This is a genomic window from Vibrio sp. T11.5 (genome assembly GCF_027587155.1).
GTDB lineage: Bacteria > Pseudomonadota > Gammaproteobacteria > Enterobacterales > Vibrionaceae > Vibrio > Vibrio neptunius.
This window is the reverse complement of the sequence record NZ_JAPPTP010000001.1, coordinates 173,540-186,586: the sequence shown is the minus strand read 5'-3', so window position 1 is coordinate 186,586 and position 13,047 is coordinate 173,540. Positions and strand designations below refer to the sequence as shown.

General features: G+C 43.7%; 15 protein-coding genes. 12 read left to right on the top strand and 3 right to left on the bottom strand.

What is annotated here, in order from left to right; translation table 11 throughout:
• The first annotated feature begins 268 nt into the window (after positions 1-268).
• The 6 genes from OH455_RS00860 to OH455_RS00835 are packed head-to-tail and all read left to right on the top strand — an operon-like array spanning position 269 to position 5,134.
• A complete protein-coding gene (locus OH455_RS00860; RefSeq protein WP_269979986.1) occupies positions 269-1,033 on the top strand; it encodes a DUF3450 domain-containing protein in 765 nt (254 codons plus the stop codon).
• A 1-nt stretch (position 1,034) separates the two neighbouring features.
• Entirely contained in the window at positions 1,035-2,393 is a 1,359-nt protein-coding gene (locus OH455_RS00855; RefSeq protein WP_269979985.1) for a MotA/TolQ/ExbB proton channel family protein, read from the top strand.
• Entirely contained in the window at positions 2,393-2,950 is a 558-nt protein-coding gene (locus OH455_RS00850) for a MotA/TolQ/ExbB proton channel family protein (RefSeq protein WP_269979984.1), read from the top strand. The genes OH455_RS00855 and OH455_RS00850 overlap by 1 nt, the downstream gene beginning before the upstream one ends.
• Positions 2,947-3,351: an ExbD/TolR family protein gene (locus tag OH455_RS00845; RefSeq protein ID WP_019275114.1), complete on the top strand. Its 405-nt coding sequence runs from the start codon at positions 2,947-2,949 to the stop codon at positions 3,349-3,351. The genes OH455_RS00850 and OH455_RS00845 overlap by 4 nt, the downstream gene beginning before the upstream one ends.
• Positions 3,351-3,968 (top strand): energy transducer TonB, encoded by a 618-nt coding sequence (locus OH455_RS00840; RefSeq protein WP_045973822.1) that lies wholly within the window; start codon positions 3,351-3,353, stop codon positions 3,966-3,968. Before OH455_RS00845 ends, OH455_RS00840 begins: the two co-directional genes overlap by 1 nt.
• The gene (locus OH455_RS00835; RefSeq protein ID WP_269979983.1) at positions 3,965-5,134 is read left to right on the top strand and encodes a tetratricopeptide repeat protein; all 1,170 of its coding nucleotides are present in this window, start codon (positions 3,965-3,967) and stop codon (positions 5,132-5,134) included. The genes OH455_RS00840 and OH455_RS00835 overlap by 4 nt, the downstream gene beginning before the upstream one ends.
• A gap of 40 nt (positions 5,135-5,174) precedes the next feature.
• Here the strand turns inward: OH455_RS00835 and OH455_RS00830 are convergent, their stop codons facing one another.
• Positions 5,175-5,399 (bottom strand): hypothetical protein, encoded by a 225-nt coding sequence (locus OH455_RS00830; protein WP_045973818.1) that lies wholly within the window; start codon positions 5,397-5,399, stop codon positions 5,175-5,177.
• Between the two features lie 339 nt (positions 5,400-5,738).
• On the opposite strand from OH455_RS00830, the gene OH455_RS00825 reads away from it, so the two are divergent.
• The 5 genes from OH455_RS00825 (at position 5,739) to OH455_RS00805 (ending at position 10,507) form a co-directional block, all read left to right on the top strand.
• Positions 5,739-7,358: a sensor histidine kinase gene (locus OH455_RS00825; protein WP_269979982.1), complete on the top strand. Its 1,620-nt coding sequence runs from the start codon at positions 5,739-5,741 to the stop codon at positions 7,356-7,358.
• Complete coding sequence (locus OH455_RS00820; protein WP_269979981.1) at positions 7,355-8,035, top strand: response regulator; 681 nt, start codon at positions 7,355-7,357, stop codon at positions 8,033-8,035. Before OH455_RS00825 ends, OH455_RS00820 begins: the two co-directional genes overlap by 4 nt.
• A gap of 106 nt (positions 8,036-8,141) precedes the next feature.
• Complete coding sequence (locus OH455_RS00815; protein WP_269979980.1) at positions 8,142-8,903, top strand: substrate-binding periplasmic protein; 762 nt, start codon at positions 8,142-8,144, stop codon at positions 8,901-8,903.
• A gap of 33 nt (positions 8,904-8,936) precedes the next feature.
• The gene (locus OH455_RS00810) at positions 8,937-9,740 is read left to right on the top strand and encodes a hypothetical protein (RefSeq protein WP_269979979.1); all 804 of its coding nucleotides are present in this window, start codon (positions 8,937-8,939) and stop codon (positions 9,738-9,740) included.
• A 101-nt stretch (positions 9,741-9,841) separates the two neighbouring features.
• Positions 9,842-10,507 (top strand): DUF2726 domain-containing protein, encoded by a 666-nt coding sequence (locus tag OH455_RS00805; RefSeq protein ID WP_045973808.1) that lies wholly within the window; start codon positions 9,842-9,844, stop codon positions 10,505-10,507.
• Between the two features lie 17 nt (positions 10,508-10,524).
• Here OH455_RS00805 and OH455_RS00800 read toward each other — a convergent pair whose 3' ends face one another.
• A complete protein-coding gene (locus tag OH455_RS00800) occupies positions 10,525-11,568 on the bottom strand; it encodes a GGDEF domain-containing protein (RefSeq protein WP_269979978.1) in 1,044 nt (347 codons plus the stop codon).
• A 678-nt stretch (positions 11,569-12,246) separates the two neighbouring features.
• Between OH455_RS00800 and OH455_RS00795 the strand changes: the two genes are divergently transcribed.
• Positions 12,247-12,729: a LabA-like NYN domain-containing protein gene (locus OH455_RS00795; RefSeq protein ID WP_006962420.1), complete on the top strand. Its 483-nt coding sequence runs from the start codon at positions 12,247-12,249 to the stop codon at positions 12,727-12,729.
• Here the strand turns inward: OH455_RS00795 and OH455_RS00790 are convergent.
• Positions 12,709-12,906, bottom strand: coding sequence for a DUF2986 domain-containing protein (locus OH455_RS00790; protein ID WP_269979977.1), 198 nt, complete (start codon positions 12,904-12,906; stop codon positions 12,709-12,711). The genes OH455_RS00795 and OH455_RS00790 overlap by 21 nt on opposite strands.
• Positions 12,907-13,047 lie beyond the last annotated feature (141 nt).

The window sequence follows — 13,047 nt, the reverse complement described above, 5'->3', positions numbered from 1 at the left end:
GACAGAGCGTTTCTCGCTAACGGGTTCGGCTATGTACTTGGATGTGTAAATGAAGGTCGAAGCTATGTGGCGACTCTACAAATTAAATACTAAAACACAATACGGTTAATCAACCTTGATACATTAGGGGAAAGATACGTTCTTTCCCCTAAATGCATATTGAGCATATGGTTGATTGAAATTTTATGTAATCGCGTTACTATGTCGGGCGAGTGAAAATGAGATTGCTTCTCACTAATCAGTTTGACATCATTGAAAATTACACGTTATGAATTTATTTAAAACCAGTTTGGCGTTGATGGTTGCGACAGCAGGCTTCAGTGCAACGGCCTCGAGCCTTGATAGTGCTCTATCCATTCAAAGTAAAACCAATTCCTCATCCGCAGCGAGTCAGAAACGTATTGATGTCAGTGCTGAAAATACACTTAGCCTGCAAGCTGAAATTGAACAGCTTCAGGAAGAGGTTAAAAATCTTGAGGTTTATCGTTCTCACCTGACGGCATTAGTCAAAAGCCAAGAGCAGGAAGCGGGCAATCTTGAAAATCAGATTGATGAGGTAAAAAACACTCGTCAGGGTGTCGTTCCACTGATGTATCAGATGATCGCGGGTCTCAAAACGTCGATTGCTGACGATATGCCGATCAAAAAAGACCAGCGCCAGGAGCGTGTTGCAAAATTGGAAAAAATGATGACTCGCGCTGATGTGAGCGATGCGGAAAAGTATCGCCGTATTCTAGAGGCGTATCAGATAGAGCTTGATTACGGCACCAAACTTGGTCTGTATCAGGACCAGATTACGGTAGATGCAGGCTCGCGTGAAGTCGACATCCTGCATCTTGGTCGCGTTTCACTGGTGGCTCGCAGCTTGAACGGCACGAAATTTTGGTCATGGAACCAGTCTAATAAGCAGTGGCAGAGTGTCGATAGCTCGATGAAATCAGAGTTAGACAAAGCGTTTAACATCGCAGCGAAGCAAACGGCGCCAAGCTTGATTACTCTCCCTGTTTCTCTCAACGTTGCGGAGGCAAAATAATATGAAACGTACGTTAATTGCTTCCCTTCTCGCTCTTGCTGGCCTGTCATTCAACGTTCAAGCCTCTTCTGAACTGGTCAACAAAGCTCAGGCTGAAAATCAACAGCAAGCGCAACATAACATGGCTCGCGAGTCAGGTTTTAAACAGACTGAAAAAGAACTTAAAGCGCTCAAAGCACAACTGCTCAAGCAGCGTGACGATTTGCAAACGCAAAATGACAAACTGGCAGCAAAGTTCAGTGACAACGAAAATACCTTAGCTCGCCTGGAAGAAAAACTCCGCTTAGAGACAGGAAGTCTAGGTGAAGTGTTTGGCGTTGTGCGTCAAAACGCCAAAGAGTTGGAGTCTGAACTGCAGTATTCAGTGACCTCAGCTGATGCACAAGCTCATGCTGGTGTGGTTAAAGAGATTGTCGCAGCGACAAAACTGCCTTCTATGTATCAACTTACAGGCCTTTGGAAAGCGTTGGAAGAGCAGATCAAAGCCAGCGGTGAAGTGGCATCAACCGAAGTCCGTTTTGTTAACGGTGAAGGGGTGGCTCAAAGCGAATCAGCCCTTCGGCTTGGTTCGATTGGCTTAGTTGGCGCGCAAGGCTACTTAAACTGGAATGCCACAAAAGGTGAGGCTCAGGCTTACATTAAGCAACCAGAGCAAGCACCAACCATTTCATCCCTTTCTCCTTTGGTAGATGGCGAGGTCGAAAATATTGTTCTTGATCCTTCTCGTGGCGTGATGCTGGAACAACTAGCACATAGACCAAGCCTGATGGACAGGCTACAAGCAGGTGGTGTGGTAGGTAAGATCATTGTTGGCCTGCTTGCGATTGGCTTGATCATTGCCGTAGTACGTGGCGTAAGTTTGTCTATCGCGCGCCAGAAGATTCGTGCTCAACTGAAGTCACCTCAAAATCCGGGCGATAATCCGCTTGGCCGTGTGTTATCCGTTTATGGCAAAGAGAAAAACCTCAGTGTTGAAGCGCTTGAATTACGTTTGCTTGAAGCTGTAGTTGATGAGCAAGCTACGTTGGAAAAAGGTTTGTCCATGCTCAAGCTGCTGGCTGCTCTGGCACCAATGCTTGGTCTTCTGGGCACCGTTACGGGTATGATCGAAACTTTTCAGGTCATTACTCAGTTTGGCAATGGTGATCCTAAAGTCATGGCAGGTGGTATTTCGATGGCACTTGTGACCACCGTACTTGGCCTTGTCGCGGCTATGCCTCTTCTGCTGGCTCACAACATTCTAAGTTCGCAAGCCGAAACGATTCGCAACATTCTTGAGAAGCAAGGAATCTCTCTAGTCGCTGAACAAGCTGAGAAAGATCTCAAGCCATCTCAGGAAGCGCTAGGGAATGTTGCCTAATGGATGCAATCTTCGCATTGTTACCTGAAGCAATAGCTGGCAGTGACTGGCTACTTTCGTTGCAAAACTTTATGCAGCAGGGTGGTCAGGTGCTGTGGTGGCTGTCTGGCGTGGTAGCATTATGTTGGCTATTGATTCTAGAGCGCATCATCTATCTGTTCGTCGAATTTCCAAAGCACAGAGCAAATTGGGTCGATGCTTGGCGTGAACGGAGCGACCAAACGTCTTGGTATGCTCGCTCTATTCGCGAAGGATGGTTGTCACAAGCAAACAGCCAGCTGTATCAAAACCTGAATATCATTAAGGTTCTGGTTGCTATTTGCCCAATGTTGGGTTTGCTGGGCACAGTGACGGGGATGATCTCTGTTTTTGATGTCATGGCTAACCAAGGCAGCAGCAACCCTAAATTGATGGCTTCTGGTATCTCACTAGCCACATTACCAACAATGGCTGGCATGGTTGCAGCGTTAACAGGCATGTTTTTCCATGCGCGATTAATGAAAGCCTGCCAGTTAAGAGAAATTAAACTAGAAAAATCTTTAAGGAGTCAGCGATGAGACTCGGTCGACGTCACCATAAACAAGATGAAGCTCAGATTGACCTGACGTCCATGCTCGATATCGTTTTTATCATGTTGATCTTCTTCATCGTTACCAGCTCGTTCGTACGGGAATCTGGTGTTGAAGTGAATCGCCCTCAGGCATCTAATGTGGTGAGTCAGAAAGATGCGGGCATTTTTGTCGCGGTGACTTCTGCAAACGACATTTATATTGATAAGCGCAACGTTGATATTGAACGTGTACAAGCGACACTAGAGCATTTGTTGCTGGATAAACCTGACGCTTCTTTGGTCATTCAGGCAGATGAACATGCCTACAGCGGTACTGTAGTGAAAGTAATGGATGCGGCAAAAGGTGCTGGTGTTAAGAACATAGCGTTGGCAGCGGAGAAGAAGTAGTGGGACGTTTGTTAATGGCAACGCCACTGGCTGCTGTATGTGCGCTAGCTATTTTCAGCTTTATGGCATGGATGGTGGACAGCGGTCATCGCAGAGCTCCTGAGCCAAGTGAATCGTTGAGCTTTAATATGGTGATGGTGGAAAATGAACAAGATATTCAACGTCGCCAGCGAACGGTGCCAGAGCAGCCGAAAGCTCCAGAAGTGCCAGAGCAGATGCCAACTTCTCAAGCCAATACCGAATTGTCGCAGATTTCACCGATTTCACAGCCGTCGCTTGGCCTGAATACCAGCATCGAAGGTTTGGCGATCAGTGCTCCAACATTTGGTGACTTTGGTGTCAATCAACAAGTGATGCCTTTATATCGGGTCGAGCCTCGTTATCCAGCCAAAGCACTAAAGCGTAAAGCCGAAGGTTATGTGATCCTGAAATTCACTATCGATCCAACGGGTAAGCCGAGAGATATCAATATTGTCGAAGCCAATCCGAAACGCATGTTTGAACGGAATGCGATACAGGCGCTGCAGAAGTGGAAGTATCAGCCTAGAGTAGTGGATGGAGTTGCTGTACCTCAGGAAAACCAAACTGTGAGACTGGAGTTTAAGTTAGCCAAATGATGAAACGATTAGTCCTTATTGCTTTGCTTCTGGCTTCGCCAAGCGCCTTGGCTCAGGAGCTGACTCAATACACGGCGGTTCGTGTTCAGAAAGCCAATGAACTGGCTCAGGGAGAACAGCTGAAAGAGGCAATTACTTTACTTAAAGAAATCGACACTTCGCGCGCCTACGACAAGGCGTTCATCGCTCGTATGTTGGCGGTATTTTATTGGCAAGACGGCAATACCAAGCAAGCCATTTCTAAAATGGAATATGCGGTTGAAAGTGGTTTGTTGCGTGACGAACAGGCGTGGATCAGCCAACGTATGCTGGCTGATCTGTATCTTAATGATCAACAGTTTGCTAAGGCACTGAAACACTATTACCAGTTAGTTAAGTCTGTCCCCGAAACCCAAAAAGCTCTGGACTTGTGGCTGCGAATTGCTCAATCGCACTATCAGCTAGGTCAGTGGGAGAAAGTGGTCACAGCGATCGATAAGTACCTACAAGTCGAAAAAAATGACTTTATTCAGCCGCTGTCACTTAAGCTGAGTGCTCAACTAGAGCTGAAACGTTGGGGCGCAGCGATTCCAACTCTTGAGTTGCTGATTAGTCTCCAGCCGGAGAAACTAGGCTGGTGGCGCCAACTGGTTAGCCTGCAAATGAAAGTTGGCAGAGATAAGGAGGCGCTAGATACGTTGGCGCTTGCAAAGGTTAATGGGTTATCGTTGAGTCAGGGTGACAGGCGTATGCTGGCCCAGATGTATGCCAAGCGTGGTATCCCAGAAAGGGCGGCGATTGAGATAAGTGAGTTGGAAGAAGCGCAAACGGATGTTCAGCTACTATCTGAGCAAGCCACTTACTGGCAGTTGGCGAAAGAGTGGGATAAATCTCTATTTATCTGGAAGCTAGCAGCCGAGAGAGACGCTAAGTATTACTGGAGTGTCGCTCAGATCATGGTTCAGCAAGGCTACTACAAAGATTCTTTGGCGGTGTTAGATAAAGTCAAAGGCCGTGACGCAGATGTGGCACTAGCTAAAACACGGGCTTTGTACAAATTGAACCTGCTTGAGAAAGCGCTAGTGCAAGCGAAGAGAGCCAACAACATCGAACCTTCAAGCCAAGCAAAGAGTTGGATTAAATACTTGTCTCAACTTAGAACTGCCGCTCAACAGACGACAGGGTAATTATTAAAAAAGGGAAGCAATATGCTTCCCTTGTTGTTGCTTACTTCTGATTTAAACAGACATATTCCGCTCGCCAAAGCAGCCTTTTGGAAGATTTAATCGTCGTTAGCAACTCTTGCCCTGACAATTGTGGAAAGGCATGCATTACCTTGACGTCATTATCTAAATCGGATTTCTCGTAAGCCCTTACATGAGTAAAGGTGCTGGACAGATTATGTGACAGCATAGATTGTGACAGGCAGATGCCAAACATATCCCGTTTCATCGTCTTTCCCTCTGACATTGGAGTGTAGACAGCTGTTTGTGACATTGTTATTAGTGCTTGCTGCCCGCGTTGACCATTTCTACAATTTTTATGCTTAATAATTATACAGCCTAAATGAATGGGTAGTACAAAAAACGTTCTATTAATTTAGTGATCAAAATCAACTATTTTACCGGTTTTATGTCAAGTATGTTGCAAACTGGCAAGCCGAGTGAATTGTCGGGAGTCAGTTCACAGCGGTAAGCGATGATTTGGATTATTGGTCTCACAAAATATTGCCCATTAACTCGTATAAATGTTAATTGGATGTTAGTCTCGTTAAGCTAAATGGGAGAGTTTATGCAATGGAGTAGTATCAGCTTTCGTAAGCGAATGCTGATTATCATGACGCTTTCTGGCTTGATGGAGTTGCTATTGCTTGTTGCCGCTGGTTTCTTCTATGTTAAGCAAGAGCAAGAAGAAAAAATGGGCAAGCAGGCCCTCGGTGTCGCCTCATTTCTAGCAAATTCTCCTTTTGTTGCCCAAATGATCCAAGAAGGTGGTGGTTCGGAGTATCAGCTTCGTTATCGAAGTCTTACCGAGTTAATAGGTGCTGCCTTTATTGTGATTGGTGATAAAGACGGTATTCGTATTGTCCACCCTGTCGACGATCGCATTGGTAAACCAATGAAAGGTGGCGATAACGATCGTGCTCTGATTAAAGGTGAAAACTATATTTCTTTTGCCCAAGGTTCGTTGGGCTACTCCGTTCGGGGAAAAGCGGCCGTTTTTGATTCAGATGGCAATATTATAGGCGTTGTATCAGTCGGTTATCTCATTGACCGTCTTCAGGACAGAGTAGAGCCTTTTTTGGTCTTTCTGCTTTTGATGGCATTACTAGTGGTTGCCGCGAACGCTATTGTATCAAGCTATGCGTCGCGTCGCTTTCAAAAAGCGATTCTTGGCTTTGAACCTGAAGAAATAGGTCGGTTGTATGTTGAGTTAGACGTGACAATGGAAACGCTTAAAGAAGGAATCTTGACGATCGATCAATCGGGTAAGCTGCGCTCTATCAACAAGAGTGCGTGCCTTATCTTAGGATTGGAAAAATCGCATTGCTTGAATAAGCCGCTAAAAGAGGTATTGCCCGAGAGCGATCTTGATACTGTTCTCACTACAGCCCACATCGATCATGACATATACCTTTACCTCAACAAGCAGAAGTTAATAGCTAACCGAAGACCAATTGTTGTAGACGGTAAGGTTGTGGGCGCGGTATCCAGTTTTCGACTGCGAGATGAATTGAATGAGCTCTCTGAGCAGTTAGCTAAAACCAAAGAATATGCTGAAATGCTTCGCTCTCAGACTCATGAACATCGAAATAAACTTAATACCATTAGCGGCATGATTCAAATGGGAGAGTTGGATGCAGTTCAGCACCTAATTGGCCAAGAAACCGCACATTATCAATCTTTGATTGAGTTCCTACGCGAAACCGTCAAAGAGCCATTGATCGCGGGTATGCTGCTGGGTAAAACCGAACGTGCACGCGAACTGGGACTTGAGCTTATAGTAGAACAAGGTTCCCGGCTTGAACCTTTGCCAGAGCGTATTAATGCAGAAGATCTTGTGACTATTTTGGGCAATTTAATCGATAACGCTTTTGATGCTACGCGCAGTGCTATGACCTTGGATACGATGTTTGTCCCAGCGCGAAGGAATATTGAAGTTTCCATAGGTGATTATGGGAATGAAATCATTCTCGAAGTCATGGATCAAGGTTGTGGTTTACCAGACGAGTTCTCTGTTGAGCATCTGCTTGAACGAGGTGTGTCGACAAAAGGGCAGGCAAATCGAGGGGTGGGACTTTACTTGGTCAATGAATTAGCACTGCGCTACCACGGCCTATTGGACATCATGAATAACGAACAGCATGGAGCTAGAACGACAGTGTATTTACCAAAGGAAGAACAGGTATGACATCCGTAACACGAGTAATGATTATTGAAGATGATCTCAACATTGCTCAATTGCACCAGCGTTATCTGGAACAGATGGAAGGCTATGAGGTGATCGGGATTGCAACTACGAAAGTCGAAGCCGAGATACAGCTTGATGTGCTGAATCCCGATCTCCTATTGCTTGATGTGTATCTTCCTGATGGAACCGGGTTGGAGCTTTTACAGGCATTGCGTTCTCGGAACCAAAGCTGTGACGTTATTCTGATTACCGCTGCTCGTGATGTAGATACATTGCAGCAGGCGATGCGTGGTGGTGTTGTCGATTATTTACTTAAACCCGTTGTATTTCCGCGTCTGGAAGCTGCATTAAAGAAATACGTAATACAAAAGCATCAGTTCACGAGTGCCTCAGATCTTGATCAAAACTTGGTGGATAAGATGTTACAGAGTCCATCTACCGAGGAATCCAGGGTTCAAAGGTTACCTAAAGGTATCGACAGTGTCACGTTAGACAAAATACGTGCGTTGTTTTCTGGTGCTGAAAGTATAACAGCGGATGAAGCTGGAGAGCGTATCGGTGCTAGCCGTACAACCGCTAGACGTTATCTAGAATACCTTATCAGCTCTGGCGAATTGCAAGCAGATCTAAACTACGGCACGGTCGGGAGACCCGAGCGCTGCTACAAACGATCGTAACGTCCACTTGGGCTCAAATAATTCTCCCCCAATTACCTAGACGTATTTTGTATCCACCTCTACAGTTTTATTGATAGATATAATATTTTCTCTGTTAGAGGCGGCTATGAAATCGTTAACCAGCCTGTCTTTATCGCTCTTGTTTTTCTCATTTTCAATTGGAGCGATAGAGCTCAATGACCTTCAGTTTTTGACCGAAGAGTACCCCCCGTATAACTTTACTCAAGATGGTGAAAAAAAAGGCATTTCTGTAGACTTGTTGGCCGCTGCTGCACGATCTCAAGGGATAGAAATCAACAAACAAGATATTGAGGTCAGTCATTGGGCACGAGCCTATCGAACCGCATTGATTGAGCCTGATACAGTACTGTTCTCTACCACTAGAACTAAGCTTCGTGAACATCTGTTCAAATGGGTTGGACCTTTGAGTTCAACACGGATTGTGGTGCTGGCCAAAAAGTCACGTAAGATTAAAATTAAAAACAGTAAGGATTTTGCGCAATACCGAATTGGTGTAATTCGTGACGATGTGGGTGAGCAGTTAATGTTAGAGCTTGGGGTGCCAAGAGGTGCTATGCAGGAAACCTCTATTGCTGAAACCTTGGCTAAGCAGTTGGCAAAAGATCGCATTGACCTGTGGGCATACGAAGAAAATGTTGCCAATTGGTGGATAAAGCAAATTGGCTACGACACAGGCGATTTTGAGGCCGTATTTGTACTTCGAGAAGGGGAACTCTACTATGCTTTTAACTTAGCAGTGGAGGATCAACTGATTGAGAAACTGCAACGCGGTATTCATGAGGTGAAAAGCTCGCTTAACGAATCTGGCGTCTCAAAGTATCAAGAGATCATCGATAGTTATCGTTGATTGTGAGCGATTGTACTTTCAGGAAGGGTAGAGATGCGTTTAATTGGTTTTATTCTGTGTGTGATATGTCAGAGCGTATTTGCTAAGCAGGAAGTGGTGTTAATATTACCATCGCAGATGGATGGTGGACATACGTACTATCATGAACTGCTTTATCAATCCTTGTCTGATTCTGGTTACAGTGTCACAATTAGGGTGCCACAAGAACATATTCCACAAAAACGATCGATAAAAATGGTGGCGAGTAATCAGTTATCCTTAACTTGGCTGTTGGCTACTGAAGATAGGAACAATGAATATGTACCCGTTAAAGTACCGCTAACTGATGGCATGATTGGTAAAAGGATATTGCTTATACCTCCACAGCTACAAAGCGAGTTCAATAAAATTAATAATCTTAATGATTTGCAAAGGTCGGGGTTGGTCGCGGGTTTGGGGATCCAGTGGTTTGACGTTGATGTATGGAACGTCAATCAACTACCAGTGTACTTGCAAGATGGAGAATGGCGCGATTTGTACTCCAAACTTTCACTCAAAGGTAAGGTTAATTACTTCCCTAGAGGCATGACCGAAATTCTCGCAGAGTCCTCTCAAAATACTCATTTAGCGATAGAACAGCGTTTGATTCTAACCTATGAAAAGGACTTCTATTTCTATCTATCTGAACAAGCAGCACACTATCAACCCATTATTGAGAAAGCTTTACTACAGGCCAAACAGAGTGGATTGATGGACCGATTGTTGAAAAAATACTGGCAGGTGACATATGAACAAATTCAGCCTGACCAGCGGGTGGTGATAAATCTACGTTTACCTGAGGGGGGATCTCATAAATAGCAGCCTGTTTCCATATAAAAACTGACAGATTCACCAAGTTAGCGTATAAATTCTCTAAGAGTTTCATGTGGTTCTTCTATGGTTGGAGTAGTTAAGGCGAAATGGAAAGTGTGTTTATCATCGTTGTTTTACTGGTTTTATTTTTTGTGTTTGTACAAAAGCGTTATCTAAAACAAGATGAGCTCAAAGACAGTAGTTATAAAAAAAAAGGCCCGTTAATGAATATGCAGGAATCGGCGTTTTATAACGCCTTGATAACTGCTGTTGGTCAACACGGAGTGGTGATGTCAAAAGTGAACATGACGAATATCGTTGCACCGCTCGCTACCGACAAAAAACAATGGTTTATTGCTAACAATCGGATTGCTAAAAGTTATTTTGATTATGTGGTCTGCGATCCACGAACACTACAAGTGCGTGTCGCCATCGAACTCGATAACGGAAGAGCGTTAGATAAAGGTAAGATAGAGCGGCAGAAACTATTGATGCATGTGTGCAAGTCGTCAGGTATTCCTCTGATTGGTACTTCAGTTAAACACAGCTACCAGGTGGGTAAACTAAGGCGTCTTCTAGCTTCTCATATTGATCTCATAGAACCTGAAAAAGAGATTCGTTTCTGCAAACGGTGCGGAAGCCCAATGGTGATAAAGACTGCTTCTCAAGGAGAATTCAAAGGTCGGCGCTTTTTTACCTGCAGCCGTCAACCTCAGTGTACTTATACAGAAAATTACAATGTTGTGTTCGATGAAGATGGAGTGGACGAGTGATCAGTAGGCAATAGTCATCAAGAGCAGGTAATGATGGTTTGTTCTTTTTCATTGCAAACCATGACTTGATTGCGTCCATTCTTCTTCGCTTTATACAGCTCTTTGTCTGCTTCTTTTAGTACGCTATCTAGGTTGTTGTAAAGATCACATTGATAAATACCTATACTTGCCGTGAGATAGATAGGCTGTTCTTTACTGTTGAATTGATAGCGTTCAATTGCCATACGGATTTGTTCAGCCTTGATCATAGCATGTTGAATATTGGTGTTGTGTAGGGCTATGCAAAACTCTTCACCACCAATACGATACACTAAGTGCTCATCACTCAACCCATCAATTAAGGCGGCTGTCTGTCTTAGCACCTTATCGCCAATATCGTGACCGAATTCATCATTGACCTGTTTAAAGTAATCCAAGTCCAAAACCAGAAGCGACAAGGGTAAGGTTTCGCTTTCCTGTCGGTAGCGTTCAAAATTATGAATAAGGGCATGGCGATTATAAACACTAGTGAGCGCATCACGTGACGCAAGTTGACCCAGTGAAGCCTCTGATGTTTTTCGTTTAACTTCGAGAATGTGGCTGGCTAACCATACACTCAGGTAGGCGAAGGTAAAATTAATGATGAGATCAAAATAGCCCCAAAAGCCATCATTGAGCGATTTGTCAATCACTATCAATAGCTGGCTAATGAAGCCTATTAGGGTTGCGATAAATCCGTAGCGTTTACCAAGAATAAGGTAAAAAAGAACGGGATAAAGGAAGCTCCAGAGGAACACTCCATTCTCTATCGGATACACACGTGTGGTAAAACAAACCAAACTGATGATGCTATAGACGTAGCAGTTTGAAAGCAAAAGAGAAGCAGAGCTTCGGTAGCTGTTCAAAGCTACATAGAGAGAAAAACTACAAAAAAGGCTCTGAGTGATTGCTAAGAGATGATAAACGCCAAAAAACACATTAATTGTGGCGATAATCAACGACATTAAGGCAAGAAGCATACTTAGCCAGAACAAGACTGCTCGACGTAATTGTCTGGAAGGGTTAAATATGTCAAGCTCCATCTTGAGTAGCCTTTGTAGCAATATGCCTAAGTACGAATATCAGACAATAGTATGCTTTTCGTATCGGGAATCAAGCATAAGACTGAATAAAGATCACACTTTAAAGACTATAAATGATACGGCGTATTAAAAATGTACAAGTAATATGTGCGCAAGTTAATGTAATGTATATAAATTAGTCAATTTATATCATGTTTTAACTAGTCTCGAATTAATCGTAAAATTATCAAATAATGAACCAGGGTCACTGTTTTTAATGGCTTTCATTTCGTATTTTGAATAACAAAAATGCGAAAAAATATCGATAAATACTACTTTGAGACTTAAGCTGGCTTAAGTTTGTATCATTGATAAGACTATTGGACAGATTCGACCTGATTTTAGTGATTTTTTTGTAATTACTGGATGGAAGATAAGAAGTCGAAGGCTCGCAACTGTTGAACAATTTCACGTAACGCTCAAGAGCTTCTCTGCTGTTGACAACATGGCGGGTTCGATAAATAACTTTATTGACAAGGAGGAGGTTTCGCCACGTATGCTTCTGTCTTCTTTAAAGCACCGAGCATCCGTTTCATCTCTATCTTATCTGTTATTTTCGTGTTTGAATCATGAGAAACCCAACTGCTGTATGAAAATAACTGTTACTATGCTTGCGTTATTGATTAAACAGGATTCCTGATGGAAAAAGTCGCTATTTTCGTTGATGTCCAGAACATCTACTACACAACACGAGAAAAGTACCGCGCAAACTTCGACTACAATGAGTTTTGGTACGTTGCGACGGAAGGTCGAGACGTCACTGAAGCTCACGCGTATGCGATTGCTTCACATGATCCCAAACAAAGACAGTTTCATCATATCCTTCGTGGTATTGGCTTTAACGTTAAACTAAAGCCATTTATTCAACGGCAAGATGGCAGTGCCAAAGGCGATTGGGATGTGGGTATTGCTTTGGATGTGTATGAAGCTGCCAGCAAGGTTGACCGAGTCATTCTGTTATCTGGAGATGGAGACTTTGACGTACTAGTCAAACGTGTCCAAGAAAGGTTTGGAACCAAAGTGGATGTGTTTGGTGTACCGGGCCTTAGCGCACAGTCGTTAATCGACGTGTGCGATAAGTTCATTCCGATTGAAGAGGAGTTATTGCTCAGACGAACCTGAGTTTGCGCTTTCTTCATTTTCTGTTTGTGCAGCGTTTTGCTGTTCTTTTTCTTCAGCTTCAAGCTTTGCTCTTTCCGCCTTAGAAATGTAGCGAGGCTTGTTGCTTTTGTGTAGCTTAGCGTTTTGCTTTTTCTGCTTCGTTTTTAGGATCTGGTTAATTTTCTTCTTACGGTTCATCGTTGTCGCCCAGTATTCAAAGGGGCGCGCATAGTAACAGACTTTGTACCACACTTCACCTTAACAAGATTATCTGCCGTTTGATGAAAGAGATCTGACGTTAGTACGGTCTGGTTAAATCATTGAACAATCGATTTGTTT